Origin of the sequence: Streptomyces sp. NPDC057743, assembly GCF_042798755.1 — a bacterium.
Classification (GTDB): Bacteria; Actinomycetota; Actinomycetes; order Streptomycetales; family Streptomycetaceae; genus Streptomyces.
In genome coordinates, this window is sequence record NZ_JBHVJX010000002.1 from 130371 (window position 1) to 148074 (window position 17704).

General features: G+C 71.8%; 13 protein-coding genes. 7 read left to right on the top strand and 6 right to left on the bottom strand.

Annotated elements, in window-relative coordinates; all coding sequences use genetic code 11:
- Positions 1–8: 8 nt before the first annotated feature.
- Positions 9–1424, bottom strand: coding sequence for a sugar porter family MFS transporter (locus ACFVFQ_RS02675; protein ID WP_383407400.1), 1416 nt, complete (start codon positions 1422–1424; stop codon positions 9–11).
- A gap of 5 nt (positions 1425–1429) precedes the next feature.
- A complete protein-coding gene (locus tag ACFVFQ_RS02680) occupies positions 1430–2437 on the bottom strand; it encodes a zinc-dependent alcohol dehydrogenase family protein (protein WP_383407403.1) in 1008 nt (335 codons plus the stop codon).
- 201 nt (positions 2438–2638) lie between these two features.
- Between ACFVFQ_RS02680 and ACFVFQ_RS02685 the strand changes: the two genes are divergently transcribed.
- A complete protein-coding gene (locus ACFVFQ_RS02685; protein WP_383407406.1) occupies positions 2639–3643 on the top strand; it encodes a LacI family DNA-binding transcriptional regulator in 1005 nt (334 codons plus the stop codon).
- 91 nt (positions 3644–3734) lie between these two features.
- Positions 3735–4697, top strand: a complete 963-nt coding sequence (locus tag ACFVFQ_RS02690) for a carbohydrate kinase (protein ID WP_383407409.1) — start codon at positions 3735–3737, stop codon at positions 4695–4697.
- An 85-nt stretch (positions 4698–4782) separates the two neighbouring features.
- Here the strand turns inward: ACFVFQ_RS02690 and uvrA are convergent, their stop codons facing one another.
- A complete protein-coding gene (gene uvrA, locus ACFVFQ_RS02695) occupies positions 4783–7905 on the bottom strand; it encodes an excinuclease ABC subunit UvrA (RefSeq protein ID WP_383407412.1) in 3123 nt (1040 codons plus the stop codon).
- A 245-nt stretch (positions 7906–8150) separates the two neighbouring features.
- A complete protein-coding gene (locus ACFVFQ_RS02700; RefSeq protein WP_383407415.1) occupies positions 8151–8885 on the bottom strand; it encodes a TetR/AcrR family transcriptional regulator in 735 nt (244 codons plus the stop codon).
- Between the two features lie 106 nt (positions 8886–8991).
- On the opposite strand from ACFVFQ_RS02700, the gene ACFVFQ_RS02705 reads away from it, so the two are divergent.
- The 3 genes from ACFVFQ_RS02705 to ACFVFQ_RS02715 all read left to right on the top strand — a co-directional run bounded on the left by ACFVFQ_RS02705 (position 8992) and on the right by ACFVFQ_RS02715 (position 12147).
- Positions 8992–10572, top strand: a complete 1581-nt coding sequence (locus ACFVFQ_RS02705) for an FAD-dependent monooxygenase (protein ID WP_383407418.1) — start codon at positions 8992–8994, stop codon at positions 10570–10572.
- A gap of 167 nt (positions 10573–10739) precedes the next feature.
- The gene (locus tag ACFVFQ_RS02710; protein WP_383407421.1) at positions 10740–11480 is read left to right on the top strand and encodes a maleylpyruvate isomerase family mycothiol-dependent enzyme; all 741 of its coding nucleotides are present in this window, start codon (positions 10740–10742) and stop codon (positions 11478–11480) included.
- 10 nt (positions 11481–11490) lie between these two features.
- Positions 11491–12147 carry an MBL fold metallo-hydrolase gene (locus ACFVFQ_RS02715; protein ID WP_274916268.1) on the top strand — a complete coding sequence of 219 codons (657 nt, stop codon included), beginning with the start codon at positions 11491–11493 and terminating at the stop codon, positions 12145–12147.
- A gap of 79 nt (positions 12148–12226) precedes the next feature.
- Here the strand turns inward: ACFVFQ_RS02715 and ACFVFQ_RS02720 are convergent, their stop codons facing one another.
- Entirely contained in the window at positions 12227–13216 is a 990-nt protein-coding gene (locus ACFVFQ_RS02720) for a TerC family protein (RefSeq protein WP_383407425.1), read from the bottom strand.
- 247 nt (positions 13217–13463) lie between these two features.
- Positions 13464–15605, bottom strand: coding sequence for an excinuclease ABC subunit UvrB (uvrB, locus tag ACFVFQ_RS02725; protein WP_383407428.1), 2142 nt, complete (start codon positions 15603–15605; stop codon positions 13464–13466).
- A gap of 484 nt (positions 15606–16089) precedes the next feature.
- On the opposite strand from uvrB, the gene ACFVFQ_RS02730 reads away from it, so the two are divergent.
- Both ACFVFQ_RS02730 and ACFVFQ_RS02735 read left to right on the top strand, forming a co-directional pair.
- Entirely contained in the window at positions 16090–16971 is an 882-nt protein-coding gene (locus ACFVFQ_RS02730) for a glycerophosphodiester phosphodiesterase (protein WP_383407432.1), read from the top strand.
- A gap of 89 nt (positions 16972–17060) precedes the next feature.
- Positions 17061–17672, top strand: coding sequence for a methylated-DNA--[protein]-cysteine S-methyltransferase (locus ACFVFQ_RS02735; RefSeq protein WP_383407437.1), 612 nt, complete (start codon positions 17061–17063; stop codon positions 17670–17672).
- Positions 17673–17704: the final 32 nt, after the last annotated feature.

Here is a 17704-nt window from a genome sequence, read left to right on the forward strand (position 1 = left end):
ACTCCTGATCAGTGGACGGCGTCGACCTTTGACGATACCGGGGCGGTCTGCGCCGCCGAGCGGCGGTCCGCACCACCCCCCAGCAGCTCCGCCTCGATCTCCTCCAGGCTGCGGCCCTTGGTCTCCGGCAGCAGCCGCTGGACGAAGAGATACGCCAGCAGCGTCGTCCCGGCGAAGAACAGGAAGTCGCGCCCGGCGCCCCAGGCGTGCAGCAGGGACGGGAAGACCAGCGCCACGACCATGTTGAACAGCCAGTTGAACAGCACGCACAGGCTGACCGCGGCGGCCCGGATCCGCATCGGGAACAGCTCCGGCAGCATCACCCACTGCACCGGCCCCCAGGAAATCGCGAACGAGGCGATGTAGAGCGCGATCCCGAGCAGCGTGAGGGTGGACAGCAGCGCGCCGTAGCCGAGCCCGGAGAGGTTGGTGACGGCCAGCACCACCATCGCCGCGCACATCCCCAACGCGCCGGCCCGCAGCAGCGGCTTGCGACCCCTGCGGTCGATCAGCCGCATCGCCGGCAGCGTCATCACCATGTTGAGCAGGCCGATGCCGACGTTGGCGAGGATCGCCCCGTTGGCGCCGAAACCGATGTCGGTGAGCAGGGTCGGCGCGTAGTAGATGATCGTGTTGATGCCGACGAAGTTCTGGAAGAACACCAGCAGCATCCCGACCACGAACACCGGCCTCAGCTGCGGCGACAGCAGCCGCCGCAGGGTCAGCGCCTCGCCGGTCGCCCGCTCGGCGCGCTCGGTCCGCTCGATCTCGGCCAGCTCCTCGCCCGCCGCCGCGGCGTCCCCGCGCAGCCGGGTCAGCACCGTACGGGCCTGCGCGCTGCGCCCCTTGCCCACCAGCCAACGCGGGCTCTCCGGCTGGGTGATGATGCCCAGCGCCAGCACCGCGGCGGGCACCACGCCCAGGCCGATCATCCAGCGCCAGGCCCCGGAGCCGGCGAACGCGTAGTCGGTGAGGTAGGCGACGAAGATGCCGACGGTCACCAGGAGTTGCATCAGGGACGTCAGCCCGCCGCGCAGGTGCTTGGGCGCGAGCTCGGTGAGGTAGAGCGGGACGACGACGGAGGCGATGCCGACGCCCACCCCGATGACGAGGCGGAACGCGATCAGCGCGCCGGCCCCGGTGGCGCAGGCCGCGCCGAGGGTGCCGAGGATGAAGACCCCGGAGGCGGCCAGGATCAGCCGGCGGCGCCCCCAGGAGTCGGAGAGCCGCCCGGAGAGGCCGGCGCCGACCATCGCTCCTACGAGGAGGCCGGAGACGACCAGCCCCTCCAACAGCGGGGTGAGCGCGATGTCGCGCTTGATGAAGAGCATGGCGCCGGAGATGACCCCGGTGTCATAGCCCCACAGGATGCCCCCGAGGGCACCGAAGACCCAGATCGCGGCGTTCTTGACGGATGCGGGCACGGGGCTCAGCCCTTCTGCGGGGCGAGGTGGATCTTGCGGCCGGTGCCGGCCCGGAAGCGGGCCACCGCCTCGTCGAAGTCGCCGAGGCCGTAGACGTCGGAGACCAACGGGTCCAGGTCCAGCCCGGCGGCCAGCAGGTCGATGGCGGGCTGGAAGCTGTTGTGCACCGCCATCGAGCCGATGATGTCGATCTCCTGGCTGTAGACGCGGTACGGCGAGAACGACGCCGCGCGGGCCGGGTCGGCGACCCCGAACTGGAGGAAGGTGCCGCCGCGGCGCACCCGGCGCAGGCCGTCCTCGATGGCCGCGACCACGCCGGTCGCGTCGACCACCACCTCGAAACCGGGCGCCCGGTCGAGGGCGTCGGCGTGCGTCACCGCCGCGTCCACGCCGAAGGAGCGGGCGAACGCCAGCCGTTCCTCGTTGAGGTCCACGACACAGACCGAGGCGGCCCCCGCGGTCCGCACCAGCGCGGCCATCATCAGGCCCATGGTGCCCGCCCCGTAGATCAGGTAGTGCTCACCGGGGCGGCGGGGCAGCCGGTTGAGGCCGTGCACCGCGCAGGACAGCGGCTCGACGAGTCCGGCGGCGGCCTCCGAGAGGTGCGCCGGCAGCACGTAGGCGCAGCGGGCCGGGGCGGCGACGAGTTCGGCGAAGCCGCCGGCCCGGGTGACGCCGATCGCGGTGTAGTCCTCGCAGAGGTTGCCGCGGCCGATCCGGCAGTAATGGCAGGCGCCACAGGGCATGTTGGGGTCGACCGCGACCCGCTCGCCGACCTTCCGGTCCCGCACCGCGGTGCCCACCGCGACGATCTCGCCGGTCAACTCGTGCCCGGGGACGAGCGGGTAGTCGACCACCGGCAGTTCGCCGCCGAGGATGTGCATGTCGGTGCCGCACAGTCCGCAGGAGGTCACGCGCACGACCACCTCGTCGGGCTCCGGGCGGGGGTCGGGCAGTTCGGTGACAGCGGTGGTGCCCCGGGGGCCCGGTGCGGTGACCACGAGAGCGCGCATCGGCGCCTCCTCACGACGTCGTGCCGGTTCGTTGGCCGGGACACTACAGAAGAACCGCCAGGACGTAAACGCTTACGCAAGCGTTTACGTTTGGTCTTCCACGGACGTACTGTGATGAACTGCGGCGGACGGTCGAGCGCCGGGACCGCCCGTCCGGGAGGCCGGGGCACGGTGCGCCGGGGCGTCGGGAGGAAGAGCCGGATGACGACGATGGTGGATGTGGCACGGCGCGCGGGCGTCTCGGTCGCCACGGTCTCGCACGTGGTGAACGACACCCGCCCGGTGCGCCCGGACACCCGGGCCGCGGTGCTGGCCGCCATCGAGGAGCTCGGCTACACCCGCAACACCCTCGCCCGCTCGCTGGTCACCTCCCGCACCCGCTCCATCGGCCTGGCGGTCTCGGCGATCAGCAACCCGTACTTCACCGAGATCCTCCAGGGTGTCGAGGCCGGCGCCCTGGAGGCCGGGTACAGCCTGCTGATCGCCGATCCGCACGACGATCCGCGCCACGAGCGCAAGGTGGTCCAACTCCTGCACGAGCGGCGGGTGGACGGCATGATCGTCGCCCCGTCCGCCGAACCCGCCGCGATGGTCGACTACGTGACCAAGCGTCGGGTACCGACCGTCTTCCTCGACCGGCTGGTCGGCGACGGCTTCGACCAGGTGTGCGCCCAGAGCACCGACCCGGTGCGCCAACTCGTCGGGCACCTGGCCGACTTGGGGCACACCCGGATCGGCCTGGTGGCGGGGCTGCCCGGGCTCAGCACCACCACCGAGCGGGTCCAGGGCTACCGCGCGGGGCTGCGCGAGCGCGGACTGCCGTTCGCGCCCGAGCTGCTGGCCGGCGGCAACTCCGAGGCGGAGGGCGCCCAGGACGCCACCCGGCACCTGCTCGCCGCGCCGGAGCCGCCCACCGCGATCATCACCGCCAACAACGCGATGACCATCGGCGCGCTCCAGGCACTGCGCGCCCTGGGCCGCGAGGTCCCCCGCGACATCGCGCTGGCCTGCTTCGACGACTTCTCCTGGGCGGACCTGTTCACCCCGCGACTGACCGCGATCGCCCAGCCCAGCAGGGAGTTGGGCGCGGCGGCGGTGCGCCTGTTGCTGGAGCGGCTTCAGGCGCCGGACCGGCCGCCCCGCACCGTCCGACTGCCCTGCACCTTCGTGCACCGCACCTCGTGCGGCTGCCCCGCCTCCGGCTGACGGCCCGAACCGGCCCCGCCCCGGGGCCCGTACGTCCTCCTGTGCCACGTTCCGGCCGGCCCCGGCCACCCGCATGAAAGGACCCGCATCCGTGATCGTCGTCGCCGGCGAGGCGCTGATCGACCTCGTCCCCAGTCAACCGCCCTCCCCCGACGGCCCGTTGCCGGCGCTGCTGCCGCGGCGCGGCGGTGGGCCGTACAACACCGCGGTGGCACTGGGGCGGTTGGGCTCGCCGGCCGCGTTCTGCTCCCGGGTCTCGACCGACACCTTCGGCGCGGCGCTGCTGCGCGGGCTGCACGACGGCGGGGTGGACACCTCACTGGTGCAGCGCGGCCCGGAGCCGACCACGCTGGCGATGGCGGACATCAGCCCGGACGGCTCGGCCGGTTACGGCTTCTATGTGGAGGGCACCGCCGACCGGCTGTTCACCCTGCCCCCGGCGCTGCCGGAGGTGGTGCGCGCGCTCTCCCTGGGCACCTGCTCGCTGGTGCTTCAGCCGGGCGCCAACGCCTACGAGGCGCTGCTGCGACGGGAGGCCCGGCGCGGGGTGTTCACCGCGCTCGACCCCAACATCCGCCCTGGGCTGATCCTCGATCCGGACGCCTACCGGACCCGTTTCCGCTCCTGGCTGCCGGACTTGGGGCTGCTGAAGCTGTCCGAGGAGGACGCGCGGTGGCTGACCGGGGCGCCGGCCGGGGCGGGCGTCGACCGGGCGGCGGTGCGCGCGGCGGCCCGGGAGTGGTTGGCGGCGGGGCCGGCGGCGATCGTGCTCACCCACGGCGGCGACGGGCTGACGGTGCTGACGCGGAGCGGCGACGAGGTGACGGTGCCCGGCGAGCGGGTCGCCGTGGTCGACACCATCGGCGCGGGCGACACCGTCAACGCGGCGCTGCTGCACCGGCTGGACGCCCATGGCGCGCTGTCGTATCCGGCGGTCGCGGCGCTGACCGGCGAGGACTGGGCGGACATCCTCCGCTTCGCCGCCCGGGCGGCCGCGATCACCTGCTCCCGCGCGGGCGCGGAGCCGCCGTTCGCCGCCGAACTGGCGGCCTGAGGGCGGCGGTTGTACCAGCGGGGGCGGGGCTCCGGGAGGGAGCCCCGCCCCCGCCTCAGGGTGCGACGGTGTGCCGACGCTGGCGTCAGGAGGCCCGGCGGGCCCGCGTCGTCGTCTTCTTGGCCGGGGCCTTGTTGGCCGCGGTCTTCGTGGCGGCGGAGGTGGCCGCGGTCTTCTTGGCCGCCGTCTTCGCGGTGGCCTTCTTGGCGGCGGTCTTCTTCGCCGTGCCGTTCTTCGCCGTCGAGGCGGTCACCGTCGACGTCTTGGCGGACGCGGCGGCCACGGCCTTCTTCGTGCCCTTCTTGGCGGCGGTCTTCCGGGTGGCCGGCGCCTTGGCGACGTCGCCCACCAGGCCGGCGTCGCTGACCCGCGCACCGAGGATGTCCCGCAGGAACTTGCCGGTGTGGCTGGCCGGGATCGCGGCGACCTGCTCCGGGGTGCCCTCGGCGACGACCATGCCGCCGCCGCTGCCGCCCTCGGGGCCCATGTCGATGACCCAGTCCGCGGTCTTGATCACATCGAGGTTGTGCTCGATGACGATCACCGTGTTGCCCTTGTCGACCAGGCCGGAGAGCACCTTGATCAGCTTGCTGATGTCCTCGAAGTGCAGGCCCGTGGTGGGCTCGTCGAGGACGTAGACGGTGCTGCCGGTGGAGCGCTTCTGGAGCTCGCTGGCCAGCTTGACGCGCTGCGCCTCGCCGCCGGAGAGGGTGGGTGCGGACTGGCCGAGCCGGACGTAGCCGAGGCCGACCTCGTTGAGCGTCTTGAGGTGGCGGGCGATGGTGGGCACCGCCTCGAAGAAGCTCAGCGCCTCCTCGATCGGCATGTCCAGCACCTCGGCGATGGACTTGCCCTTGTAGTGCACCTCCAGCGTCTCGCGGTTGTACCGCGCGCCGTGGCAGACCTCGCACGGGACGTAGACGTCCGGCAGGAAGTTCATCTCGATCTTGATGGTGCCGTCGCCGGAGCAGTTCTCGCAGCGGCCGCCCTTGACGTTGAAGGAGAAGCGACCGGGCAGATAGCCGCGGACCTTGGCCTCCATCGTCTCCGCGAAGAGCTTGCGGACGTGGTCGAAGACGCCGGTGTAGGTGGCCGGGTTGGACCGCGGGGTGCGGCCGATCGGCGACTGGTCGACGTGCACCACCTTGTCGACGAGGTCGTCGCCGGCGACCCGGGTGTGCCGACCGGGGACCGACTTGGCGCCGTTCAACTCGCGGGCGAGGTGGGTGTAGAGGATGTCGTTGACCAGCGTCGACTTGCCGGAGCCCGAGACGCCGGTGACGGCGGAGAGCACCCCGAGCGGGAAGGAGACGTCGATGTCGCGGAGGTTGTTCTCCTTCGCGCCGTGCACCGTCAACTGGCGGGACGGGTCGGCGGGGCGGCGCACGTCCGGCGTGGCGATGGCCCTCTTGCCGGCGAGGTACTGGCCGGTGATGGAGTCCTTGTTGGCCAGCAGCTGCTTCATCGGGCCGCTGTGCACGACCTTGCCGCCGTGCTCGCCGGCGCCGGGGCCGATGTCGACGACCCAGTCGGCGACCTTGATGGTGTCCTCGTCGTGCTCCACCACGATCAGGGTGTTGCCCATGTCGCGCAGCCGCACCAGGGTCTCGATCAGGCGGTGGTTGTCGCGCTGGTGCAGGCCGATCGACGGCTCGTCGAGGACGTAGAGCACGCCGACCAGGCCGGAGCCGATCTGGGTGGCCAGGCGGATGCGCTGGGCCTCGCCGCCGGAGAGGGTGCCGGCCGCGCGGTTCAGCGAGAGGTAGTCCAGGCCGACGTCGACCAGGAACTTCAGCCGCTCGTTGACCTCCTTCAGGACCCGCTCGGCGATGGTCTTCTCGCGGGCGCTCAGCGTCATGGTGCGCAGGAAGTCGGCGCAGTCGCTGATCGACATCGCCGAGACCTCGGCGATCGACTTCTCCTGGACCGTGACCGCGAGCACGATCGGCTTGAGCCGGGTGCCCTCGCAGGTCGGGCAGGGCACCTCGCGCATATAGCCCTCGAAGCGCTCCCGGCTGCTGTCGCTCTCCGCCTCGCTGTGCCGCCGCTTGACGAACGGCACCGCGCCCTCGAAGGCGGTGGTGTAGGCCCGCTGGCGGCCGTAGCGGTTGCGGTAGCGGACCTCGATCTGGGTCTTGTGGCCGTGCAGCAGGGCCTTCTTGGCGCGCTGCGGCAGACCGGCCCAGGGGATGTCCGTGCGGAAGCCGAGGGCGTCGGCGAGCGCGCCGACCAGCCGGCCGAAGTAGTCCTTGGTGTGGCCGCCGGACCAGGGGTGGATGGCGCCCTCGTCGAGGGAGCGCTCCTCGTCCGGGATGATCAGCTCGGGGTCGACCTCCATGCGGGTGCCGATGCCGGTGCAGTCCGGGCAGGCGCCGAAGGGGGAGTTGAAGGAGAAGGAGCGGGGCTCCAACTCCTCGAAGGAGAGGTCGTCGTAGGCGCAGTAGAGGTGCTCGGAGTACATCCGCTCGCGCTGCGGGTCGTCCGGCTCCAGGTCGACGAAGTCGAGGATGACCATGCCGCCGGAGAGGCCGAGGGCGGTCTCCACGGAGTCGGTCAGCCGGCGCTTGGCGCTCTCCTTGACCGTGAGGCGGTCGATGACCACCTCGATGGTGTGCTTCTCCTGCTTCTTCAGCTTCGGCGGGTCGGAGAGCTGGATGGTCTCGCCGTCGACCCGGGCGCGGCTGTAGCCCTTGGTCTGGAGGTCGGAGAAGAGGTCGACGAACTCGCCCTTGCGCTCGCGCACCAGCGGCGAGAGCACCTGGAAGCGGCTGCCCTCGGGGAGCTCCAGGACCTTGTCGACGATGGCCTGGGGCGACTGGCGGGCGATCGGTCGACCGCACTCGGGGCAGTGCGGCTTGCCGATCCGGGCGAAGAGCAGCCGGAGGTAGTCGTAGACCTCGGTGATCGTGCCGACCGTCGAGCGCGGGTTGCGCGAGGTCGACTTCTGGTCGATCGAGACCGCGGGGGACAGGCCCTCGATGAAGTCCACATCGGGCTTGTCCATCTGCCCGAGGAACTGCCGGGCGTAGGAGGAGAGCGACTCGACGTAGCGCCGCTGCCCCTCGGCGAAGATCGTGTCGAAGGCGAGCGAGGACTTGCCCGACCCGGAGAGCCCCGTGAAGACGATGAGGGAGTCGCGGGGGAGGTCGAGCGAGACATTGCGCAGGTTGTGCTCGCGAGCGCCACGAACGATGAGACGGTCGGCCACGCCGGTCGGCACCTTTCTTGGAGAGTGGGGCGGGAGCCGCGGGGCTGCGCCCGCCGCGCGGTGAGCGAGCAGAGGCGGCGGAGCGGAGCGGGACCCCCGCCCAAGGGTATGGGGGTCGCCGCGGCAGCGTCTTTGGGATGCCACACACGAGCCTATAGCACGTGCATTCGATTTACCGGCCTCGCAAGCCCTCTTCAGCCAAACGTGTCGCGGCCCCACAACCTTCCCGCAGCGCTGACCAGCCCTTACGCCGTTCGGCGCGCGGCACGTCTCCGACCGGCCCGCCCCGGGCCGCCGCCCGACAGCGCCCGCTCCAGCACCTCGAACGTGTGCCGGATCACTGCTTCGTGGTCAACGGCGACCGCCTCCGCGGGGTCACCCGCCAGCTGCCGGGCGGCGGCCTCGACGAACGCCGTCCGCCACCCCGCGACGATCAGCGCCGCGGCCAGCCGGGCGTCCCGGTCGGGCCGCGCGGGGTCGCCACCGGCCGCCTCGGCGAGCGCCCCGGCCAGCGCCCCCTCGATCTCCTCGACCGCCTCCCGGGCCCGCGCCCGCAGCGCGGGCGAGTCGAGCACGGTGCGCCAGAAGTGCTGGAACCCCTCCTTCGGCCCGCCCAGCGGGTGCCCCTGCGCGAGCAGCTCCAGCGCCAGCCGGCGCAGCGCGGCGAGCGGCTCCTCACCCGCGCCGCGCTCCCGCACCCCGCGCACGATCAGCTCGACGGCCTCGGGGATCCGGTCGAGGAAGAGGTCCTCCTTGCGCGGGAAGTAGTTGAAGACCGTCATCGTGGAGACCTCGGCGGCGCGGGCCACCTCGGCCACCGTGACGTCGTCGAAGCCGCGCTCGATGAAGAGCTCCGTCGCGGCCGCGGAGATCCGCTGCCGGGTGAGCCGCTTCTTGCGCTCGCGCAGCGGCAGTTGGGCGTCCCCCGCGTCGCCCGAACTCCCCCGCACCGACTCCCCCGCCGCCTTCTTTCCGGCCACTTCCGCCCCTTCCGCACTCCCTGTAGCAGGGCCTCAGCCTCTCCCAGCAGGAGGGCGACGGAAAAATTGTATCCAAAACAAATTTTTAGTGACTACACTCCGTGCCATGACGCATGACGCAGACGTAGTGGTGGCGGGGGGCGGCCCGGTGGGGCTGATGCTCGCCTGCGAACTGGCCCTGGCGGACGTCTCGGTGATCGTCCTGGAGCGACTGACCGAGGTGGACACCACGATCAAGGCGGGGTCCCTCAACACCCCCAGCGTGGAGGCCCTCTACCGGCGCGGGCTGCTGCCCCAGTTGGCGGCGGCGCAGCGCACCGCTCTGGAGAGCTTCGGCGCCTTCATTCGGCAACGGCAGGCCGCCGGCGCCTCGTTGACGAAGCCGGTGCCGAAGTTCGCCGGGCACTTCGCGGGCATCATGCTCCGCGGCGAGCTGCTCGACGCGTCGGACCCGGACTTCGGCACCAGCGGCCCGGCCGGCGAGGTCGGCCTGGTCCCCCAGGAGGCGCTGGAGCGGATACTCGCCGCCCGCGCCGCCGAGTTGGGCGTCACCGTGCGCCGCGGGGTGACCCTCACCGGCTTCGACACCGCCGCCGCCGACGACGACAATGACGACGTCGGGGCAACCGTCCACGTCCACACCTCCCAAGGTCCGCTGCGCGCCGGCTGGTTGGTGGGCTGCGACGGTGGCCGCAGCACGGTCCGCCGGCTCGCCGGCATCCCGTTCCCCGGGACGGAACCGTCGATCACCGGCCACCAGGCCCTCGTGGAGCTGACCGGCGCCGACGCCCTGGGGGCCGGCTGGAACTGGACCGCCACCGGGACGTACGCCCACGGGCCGATGCCCGGCCGGATCCTCACCGTGGAGTTCGACGGGGCGCCGGCGGACCGCGAAGCCCCGGTCACCGCCGAGGAGTTGCAGGGTGCGCTGCGCCGGGTCTCCGGCGTCCCGGACGTGACGGTCACCAAGGTGCGCTCGGCGACCCGGTTCACCGACAACGCCCGGCAGGCGTCCGCGTACCGCCGCGGCCGGGTGCTGCTGGCCGGCGACGCGGCCCATGTGCACGCCCCGTTCGGCGGCCAGGGGCTCAACCTCGGCCTCGGGGACGCGATGAACCTCGGCTGGAAACTGGCGGCCACGGTGCACGGCCGCGCCCCTGAGGGGCTGTTGGACAGCTACGCCGCCGAACGGCAGCCGCTCGGCGCGTGGGTGCTGGAGTGGACCCGGGCCCAAGTCGCGCTGATGCGGCCCGGATCGCACAGCGACGCGCTGCGCCGGGTGGTCGCCGAACTGGCCGGGACGTCCGACGCCACCACCTACTTCGCCAAGAAGATCTCCGGCGTCTGGCAGCGCTACGACCTGCCCGGCACGCACGGGTTGACCGGCCGCAGCGCCCCCGACCTGGAGCTGTCCGACGGGCACCGGCTGGCGGACCATCTGCACGCCGGCACCGGCCTGTTGCTCGACCTCGCCGACGACCCCGGGCTGCGCGGGCGGGCGGCCGGCCTCGGCGACCGGGTGCGGGTCCTGACGGTGCGCTGCCCGGACCGGACCGGCCTCGCCGGCCTCCTGGTGCGGCCGGACGGCTACGTCGCCTGGGCGTCCGATGTCCCCGGCCCCTACGGGGAGTTGGACGCGGCGCTGGCCCGGTGGTTCGGGGCGCCCACCGCGGCCCCGGTGGGCTGACGCGCCCCGGGGGCGCGGACCGGGCGGACGGCGGGCGAGGAACCCCGCGTTCCGTCCGCCCCCTCCGCGCCCGCGCGCACCACCCGTGCCACCGGCACCACCCCTTATCCGGCCGGAAGCTCTCCGTCCGCCTCCCGGATCCGGCCGCCCGGCGCTAGCGTCGGGACATGACCATCGCTCCTGATTTCCCGCGCGACACGGCCGCCGTCCACGAGTCCACCGAGCGCCTGCTGGTCTCCCTGGGGAAGCTCGACGACGCCGCGGTCGGCGAGCCGTCGCTGCTCCCCGGCTGGACCCGCGGCCACGTCCTGGCCCACCTGGCCCGCAACGCCGACGCCCTGGTCAACCTCCTGACCTGGGCCCGGACGGGCGTCCGCACGCCGATGTACGCGAGCACCGAGGCGCGCAACGGCGACATCGAGCGGGACGCCGACCGCCCGTTGGCGGTGCACCTCGCGGACCTGGCGGAGAGCGCGGCCCGTTTCGCGGCGGCGGCCCGGGACCTACCCGAGGACCGTCGGGCCTACGAGGTCGAGATGCGCAACGGCGTCGTCGAACGGGCCGACCGGCTGGCGCTGCGCCGGCTGACCGAGGTCGAACTGCACCACGTCGACCTGGGCGTCGGCTACACCGTCGAGCACCTGCCGGCCGCCTTCGTGGACAGCGAGCTGGACTTCCTCGCCGGGATCAAGTTCGCCCGCCACCCGGACCTGCCGGCCCTGGAGTTGCACGCCGACGAGGGCCGCCGCTGGCGCACCGGGCGCGCGGACCCCGCCGACGGGGCGCCGACCGCGCCGGTGGTGGTGCGCGGCCCGGCGCGGGATCTGGTCGGCTGGCTGACCGGGCGCTCCGACGGCGGCCGGCTGGAGACCCACGGCGGTCCGCTGCCGCTGATCCCGCCGCTCTAGAGTTGGTGTCATGACCTACAGCGGAGCGGTGAAGGTCGGCGGACCGGCCGACGTGCACGAGCTGACCGACCTGATGATCTCGAAGGTCGCGGTCGGTCCCACGAACAACAACGCGTATGTGCTGCGCTGTCGTGCCACCGACGAACAGCTTTTGATCGACGCGGCCGCCGAGCCGCACACGCTGCTCACCCTGGTCGGCGACAGCGGCCTCGCCTCCGTGGTCACCACGCACCAGCACGGTGACCACTGGGGCGCGCTGCGCGAGGTCGTCGACGCGACCGGCGCCCGGACGTACGCGGGGCGGTACGACGCCGAGGGCATCCCCGTCCCCACCGACGTCCTGGTCGACGACGGCGACGTCCTCACCGTGGGGCGCGTCCGGCTGACCGCGCGCCATCTGGTCGGGCACACCCCGGGCAGCATCGCGCTGGTCTACGACGACCCGCACGGCCACCCGCATGTCTTCACCGGGGACTGCCTCTTCCCCGGCGGGGTGGGCAACACCTGGGGCAGCGCGGAGCGGTTCGCCAGCCTGTTGGACGGCGTGCAGCGCAAGCTCTTCGACGAGCTGCCGGACGAGACCTGGGTCTATCCGGGCCACGGCGCCGACACCACGCTCGGCGACGAGCGGCCGCACCTCGCCGAGTGGCGGGAGCGCGGCTGGTAGGCGCCGGTCGAACGGTTCCGGGCCCGGTGGGTGCAGCCGCACCCACCGGGCCCGCGTCGTGCGCGCGTCCCGCGGCCCTTCAGCCGCGGGGATGCGCCCCCGCGCCCTCGGGCTCCTCGGCCGCCGCCAGCCGCCGCGAGGCGCGCAGGCTGGTCAGCGTGGTGACGACCAGCACCGCGCAGATCACGCCCAACGAGACCGGGATGCTGATCTCCGGCACGGCCACCCCGGACTCGTGCAGGGCGTGCAGCACCAGCTTCACGCCGATGAAGCCGAGGATCACCGACAGCCCGTAGGAGAGGTGGACCAGCTTCTTGAGCAGCCCGCCGATCAGGAAGTACAGCTGCCGCAGCCCCATCAGGGCGAAGGCGTTGGCGGTGAAGACGATGTACGGGTCCTGGGTGAGGCCGAAGATCGCCGGGATCGAGTCCAGGGCGAACAGCACGTCGGTGGTGCCGATCGCCAGCATGACGATCAGCATCGGCGTCATCAGCCGCCGGCCGTTCTCGACGACGAACAGCTTCGTGCCGTGGTACCGGTCGGTGGACGGGAAGCGGCGCTCGACCGCCTTCAGGAAGCGGTTCTCCTCGAACTCCTCGTCCTCGGCCCCGGAGCGCGCCTCCTGGATGAGCTTCCATGCCGTCCAGATGAGGAACGCGCCGAAGAGGTAGAAGACCCAGGAGAAGTTGGCGATGATCGCGGCGCCGGCGCCGATGAAGCCGGCCCGCAGCACCAGAGCGATCAACACCCCGACCATCAGCACCCGTTGCTGGTAGACGGCCGGGACCGCGAACTTGCCCATGATCAGGACGAAGACGAAGAGGTTGTCGACGCTCAGCGACTTCTCGGTGATGAAGCCCGCGAAGAACTCGCCCGCCGGCGCGCCGCCGGCGAAGAGCAGCAACCCGAGCCCGAACAGCACGGCGAGCGCCATCCAGACACCGGTCCAGATGCCGGCCTCTTTGAGGGACACCTCATGGGGCTTGCGGCCGCCGATGAAGAAATCGACGGCGATCAGGGCGATCAGACCAAGGATGGTCAGCACCCACAGGCCAAGGGAAACGTCCACTGCTCCTCCGGCGGTCTCGTACGGCACGCACAGCGTCGTCGCTGCCGGAGGGACTTTCCGCACCCTCCACACCAGGAAGGGTAAAGGAAGTTCATCAAATGGCAAAGGAATGGATAAACGTGCAGGTGAGGGATGTCGCCGAGGCGACTGACGGGCTGCTTTCCCGGTGCTCGACGCACTTCTGCCCCGCCCCTCGGCGCGCGGGCCGAGGGGCGGGGCAGAGAGGTGGGCGGACCGGAGCCGGCCGCTACTTCAGACCGGCCTCCTTCATCTGCCGCAGCTCCTTCTTCAGTTCACTGACCTCGTCGCGCAGCCGGGCAGCGACCTCGAACTGGAGCTCCGCGGCGGCCGCCCGCATCCGCTCCGTCAGCTCCTCGATCGTCTCGGCGAGCTCGGCCGCGGGGCGGTCCGTGGGGGCCTCGGCACCCTTGCCGCCCTTGCCCTTGGCGGCCTTGCCGGCCTTCCCGCCGAGCGCCGGGACCGGCGCCTTGGCCTGGCCGTCCTTGTCGCCACCGGGCTTGCGGTAGCCGCTGCCCAGCAGCTCCTGGGTGTCGATCTCCTCGCGGGCCAGGGTGGCGACGATGTCGCCGATCTTCTTGCGGAGCGGCTGGGGATCGATGCCGTTCTCCTTGTTGTACGCGAGCTGCTTCTCCCGGCGGCGGTTGGTCTCCTCGATGGCCTTCTCCATCGCCGGGGTGATCTTGTCGGCGTACATGTGCACCTGGCCGGAGACGTTGCGCGCCGCGCGGCCGATGGTCTGGATCAGCGAGGTGCCGGAGCGCAGGAAGCCCTCCTTGTCCGCGTCCAGGATCGCCACCAGGGAGACCTCCGGCAGGTCCAGGCCCTCCCGGAGGAGGTTGATGCCGACCAGCACGTCGAACTCGCCGGACCGCAGCTCGCGCAGCAGCTCCACGCGGCGCAGGGTGTCCACGTCGCTGTGCAGATAGCGGACCTGGATGCCGAGCTCCAGGAAGTAGTCCGTGAGGTCCTCGGCCATCTTCTTGGTGAGCGTGGTGACCAGGACGCGCTCGTCCTTCTCGGTGCGCTTGCGGATCTCGTGCACCAGGTCGTCGATCTGCCCGTCGGTGGGCTTGACCACCACCTCCGGGTCGACCAGACCGGTCGGCCGGATGATCTGCTCCACGAAGCCGTCACCGCGGGACAGTTCGTAGGGGCCGGGCGTCGCGGAGAGGTAGACGGTCTGGCCGACCCGCCCCAGGAACTCCTCCCACTTCAGCGGGCGGTTGTCCAGCGCGGACGGGAGCCGGAAGCCGTGGTCGACGAGGGTGCGCTTGCGGGAGGCGTCGCCCTCGTACATCGCACCGATCTGCGGGACGGTGACGTGCGACTCGTCGATGACCAGCAGGAAGTCCTCGGGGAAGTAGTCGAGGAGGGTGTTGGGCGCCGAGCCCGGCTCACGGCCGTCGAAGTGCATCGAGTAGTTCTCGATGCCCGAGCAGGAGCCGATCTGCCGCATCATCTCGATGTCGTAGGTGGTGCGCATGCGCAGCCGCTGGGCCTCCAGCAGCTTGCCCTGCTTCTCCAGCGTGGCCAGCCGGTCCGCCAGCTCGGCCTCGATCCCGGCGACCGCCTTCTCCAACCGCTCGGGGCCGGCGATGTAGTGGCTGGCGGGGAAGACGTAGAGCTGCTGGTCGTCGCTGATCACCTCGCCGGTGAGCGGGTGCAGCGTGGACAGCGCCTCGATCTCGTCGCCGAACATCTCGATCCGTACGGCCAGCTCCTCGTAGACCGGGAAGATCTCGATGGTGTCGCCGCGGACCCGGAAGGTGCCCCGGGTGAACGCCACGTCGTTGCGGGCGTACTGGATGTCGACGAAGCGACGCAGCAGTTGGTCCCGGTCGATCTCGTCGCCGACCTTGAGGGAGACCATGCGGTCGACGTACTCCTGGGGCGTGCCCAGGCCGTAGATGCAGGAGACCGAGGCGACCACGATGACGTCCCGCCGGGTGAGGAGGGAGTTCGTCGCGGAGTGGCGCAGCCGCTCCACCTCCTCGTTGATGGAGGAGTCCTTCTCGATGTACGTATCGGACTGCGGGACGTACGCCTCGGGTTGGTAGTAGTCGTAGTAGGAGACGAAGTACTCGACGGCGTTGTGGGGCAGCAGCTCGCGGAACTCGTTGGCGAGCTGGGCCGCGAGGGTCTTGTTGGGCGCCATCACCAGCGTCGGGCGCTGGAGCTTCTCGATCATCCACGCGGTGGTCGCCGACTTGCCGGTGCCGGTCGCGCCCAGCAGGACGACGTCCTTCTCGCCTCCGCGGATGCGCCGGTCCAGCTCGGCGATGGCCGTCGGCTGATCGCCGCTGGGCTGGTAGGAGCTGACGACCTCGAAGGGCGCCACCGTGCGTTCGATCTTTGAAACGGGCCGCATGAGACCCACCGTACGACCCGGCACTGACAATCGGGGCCGGATCGGATCTGACCTGCGGTTTTCGCGGGTGGTCTGAGGGCGGGGCGGGCGGCCGCGACCACACCGGGCCCGCAGGCCCGAGGCGCGGCGATCCGGGGCCCGGAACCGGACGGGGTCGGGTGCCCGGCGGCCCGGGTCGACAGCCCACCCCGGACGCGACCGGCAAAAGCGGTCAACTGTGCGACGGGTGACCGATCGTCGGTCGAGATGCGCGGATGCCGCGGCTCCGGCAAGTTGGACGACGTCGGGACGTACGTCTGCTGCACGGCTATTCCGGGCACCCTGCAACTACGACGCTCGGCACGGAACAACCGGCCTCTTGTCGTTCAGCGCCCGGCCACCGCACGTCCGCCCCCTCCTCCGGCCCGGCTGCGATTCTCCGACCGTCCCTCCCGTTCACCTCACTTCACGTCAGCTCACTTCCACGACGTCACGAGGAGTCCGTATGCGTATCCGCTCCGTCGCAGCCCTCGCCGGCGCGCTCATGGGTCTGTCCGCGCTCGTCCTCCCCGTCGCCGCGGCGCGCGCCGCGGCCCACGGGCACCCCCCTGTGGTGGTCGGCCACCGCGGCGCGGCGGCGTACGCGCCCGAGAACACCCTCGCCTCGGTCGACGCGGCGCACCGGCGCAGGATCACCTGGGTCGAGAACGACGTCCAGCGCACCAAGGACGGGGAGCTGGTCGTCCTGCACGACACCTCGCTGGCGCGCACCACCAACGCCAAGAAGGTCTTCCCGGACCGCTCCCCCTGGAACGTCGGCGACTTCACGCTCCGGGAGGTCAAGAAGCTGGACGCGGGCAGTTGGTACGGGGCGAGGTTCAAGGGGGTGCGGGTGCCCACCCTTGAGGAGTACCTGGACGAGGTCGAGCACAACGGGCAGCGGCTGCTGATGGAGCTGAAGAACCCGGAGCTCTACCCCGGGATCGAGCGGCAGGCCCTGCGGGAGCTGCGGGACGAGGGCTGGCTGAACAGCTCGCACCTCACGCGCCGACTGATCGTCCAGAGCTTCAACGCCGACGCGATCAAGAAGGTGCACCGGATGAACCCGGCCATCAAGACGGGCTTCCTGGGCAGCCCCTCGGTGGCCGACCTGTCCAAGTACGCGGCCTACTGCGACCAGATCAATCCGCCGCACACGGCCGTCACCCCGCACTACGTGACCGCCGTGCACCACCTCAAGGGCCCGCACCACCGGCGGTTGGAGCTCTACACCTGGACCGTCGACGACGCCAAGTCGACGGTGCGCGCCGCGGGTCTGGGCGTCGACGGGGTGATCAGCAACAAGCCCGACGTGGCGCGCAAGGCGCTGCACAACGCCGGCTACTGACCGCTGCGGCGCGGGCGGGGAGGAGGCCCGACGGTTGCCGGGCCTCCTCCCCGCCCGCGCTGTCGGTGGGCGGCCCTAGGCTGGGGACCGTGACGGACGCAGAGCACGTTCCCCAGCCGGCGACGACGCCGGCCGCAGCACCCGACACCGCCCACGAGAAGGCGTACCCGGCCCGCCGCGACTGGGGCTGGACGCGCATCGACAGCCCGATCGGTCCGCTGCTGCTGGCGGCGACCCACCAGGGCCTGGTGCAGGTCGCCTTCCACGCCGACGAGCGGGTCACGCGCCGCGCGCTCGGCCGGCTGGAGACCGTCTTCGGCGGTCCCCCGCTGTCGGAGATACCGCATCTGGCGACGGCCGCCGCCGAGCTCCGCCGCTATTTCTCCGGCGAACTGCGGAGCTTCACGGTCCCCCTGGACTGGTCGCTGTCCGGCGGCTTCAATGCCCGGGTCCTGCACGCCCTGGACGACGGCGTCCCGTACGGCACCGTGGTCGGCTATCAGGACCTCGCCGACCGGGTCGGGGAACCGGGCGCGGCCCGGGCGGTGGGCGCGGCGATGGGCTCCAATCCGATCCCCGTGGTCGTCCCCTGCCACCGGGTGGTGGCCAGCGACGGCGGCATCGGCGGCTTCGGCGGCGGCCTGGAGGCGAAGCGGCTGCTGCTGGCTCTGGAGGGCGTGCTGCCCGCGCCCCTGTTCTGAGCGGCACCGATCACTCCCCAGCCCGTTCCTCC

What these genes read in the sequence shown, in the direction of transcription:
- ACFVFQ_RS02715 (WP_274916268.1), top strand. Translation starts at nt 11,491, where the DNA reads ATGACCTACAGCGGAGCGGTGAAGGTCGGCGGACCGGCCGACGTGCAC.
- ACFVFQ_RS02680 (WP_383407403.1), bottom strand. Translation starts at nt 2,437, where the DNA reads ATGCGCGCTCTCGTGGTCACCGCACCGGGCCCCCGGGGCACCACCGCT.
- uvrB (WP_383407428.1), bottom strand. Translation starts at nt 15,605, where the DNA reads ATGCGGCCCGTTTCAAAGATCGAACGCACGGTGGCGCCCTTCGAGGTC.
- ACFVFQ_RS02710 (WP_383407421.1), top strand. Translation starts at nt 10,740, where the DNA reads ATGACCATCGCTCCTGATTTCCCGCGCGACACGGCCGCCGTCCACGAG.
- ACFVFQ_RS02685 (WP_383407406.1), top strand. Translation starts at nt 2,639, where the DNA reads ATGACGACGATGGTGGATGTGGCACGGCGCGCGGGCGTCTCGGTCGCC.
- ACFVFQ_RS02705 (WP_383407418.1), top strand. Translation starts at nt 8,992, where the DNA reads ATGACGCATGACGCAGACGTAGTGGTGGCGGGGGGCGGCCCGGTGGGG.
- ACFVFQ_RS02730 (WP_383407432.1), top strand. Translation starts at nt 16,090, where the DNA reads ATGCGTATCCGCTCCGTCGCAGCCCTCGCCGGCGCGCTCATGGGTCTG.